Source organism: Peribacillus sp. NPDC056705 (genome assembly GCF_043656335.1).
Genome location: NZ_JBHTYI010000193.1, coordinates 1 through 1,398, shown reverse-complemented (window position 1 = coordinate 1,398; position 1,398 = coordinate 1). Strand labels below are relative to the sequence as shown.

The window sequence follows — 1,398 nt, the reverse complement described above, 5'->3', positions numbered from 1 at the left end:
CTATGACCCGGAATGTGGCGCAGACTTTTGACCGTACCCGCATCCGAATAGAGCCGAACCACAAAATGCATAGATTCCGGTGCTCTGGCGACGAAACTCCAGAAGCGATCCGGATCGATCAGATTATTGGTCGGCGAGGGCAAGAAAGCCTTGATTGATTCCGGGAACCGGATCGCATCCCGTACAGAGAATACTGGAATATGGTTGCAGATCAGATCGAATATTCCCTCATCCGTATAGAATTTGGTCGCGAATCCGCGTACATTCCGTGAAGTGTCCGGCGTACCCTTCGTACTGACGGCAAGCGAGAACCTTACCGTAACCGGAACCTGCTGCCCTGGGCGTTGCAGAAAGCTAAGCTTCGTATATTCGGACATGGAATGAACCGTCTCAAAGTATCCGAATGCCCCGAAGCCTTTGACGTGCACAGGTCTCTCGATGATTTTCTCATGGACGAACGTCTCCAGCGTTTCATGCAAAATATTGTCCTGCTCCAGTACCGGTCCCCGTCTTCCTACTGTTTGGGAATGTCGCTTGGCCGGTAGATCCCCCGACCATTGCGGAAGACTCCGACTCTGAAAAGACTCTACCTGCAAAGGTCCTGGCTTGGACGCTCTAGGCGGGACTGCTGCTGATTTCCCCTCAATATGGCCGGATATTGAAGAAAGGGTATTCGTAATCTGATTGTTCTCATTCTGTGATGCCGAAGCTGCTGCTGTTGTAGAGCTGTTCGCTGCATGCTCAGTTACGGGTTTGGATGCCTGGCTAGATACTGGTGTCGTTGTATGGGATATCGTCCGTTTAGGCGGCGTATTCTTCAAAGGGGGTTTACCTTCTAATTGAAACCAACCATTGTTCTCGCTACTCATTAACCTGCCTCCCATGTCCACAAGTTCATTTCTCACTCTTTATGTATGCAACGTCTAAGAGCAATTATGACCTCGGGGTCAACAAATCGAGCAAGCAACAAAACCTATTGCTCCTGCCTTGCCGCTTGCTTGATCAGACTAAAGAACAGGCACGCATATTTCGCAATAACCCTTATTCAGCAGCTCACCCGTGTATCGTTCCAGCATGGGTTTGTTATCGATTTGGTAACCCTTGATATAGAGGGCCGGTATAATCTCAGCCCATGCCTTCTGAATATCCTCTGTTGTATGTTTGACTTTACAAATAGCATATTTCCCACCGGCAAATTCGCTTTCGGCGATAACCTCGTCCAATGGATCATCATGCGGTATGACGATACATGCATCAAATCTGCAGCTTTCGGGCCTTGTAGTTTCCGGGTTGTCTTGTGGAATAGCGAATAGGACGGCCGACTCGGTGAGCAGACCGTTCGCTTTCGCCCATGTCTTCAGCTTTTCCATGACTTGCATGTTGGCAGGACCATACGGC

General features: G+C 49.6%; 2 protein-coding genes. Both read right to left on the bottom strand.

Features of this window, described 5'->3' with window-relative positions; translation table 11 throughout:
- On the bottom strand, positions 1–869 hold an 869-nt coding region (locus tag ACFRAK_RS28840), incomplete at its 3' end, for a catalase (RefSeq protein WP_394573171.1).
- A 138-nt stretch (positions 870–1,007) separates the two neighbouring features.
- The coding region (locus tag ACFRAK_RS28835; RefSeq protein ID WP_394573170.1) for an AraC family transcriptional regulator at positions 1,008–1,398 on the bottom strand (391 nt) is incomplete at its 5' end.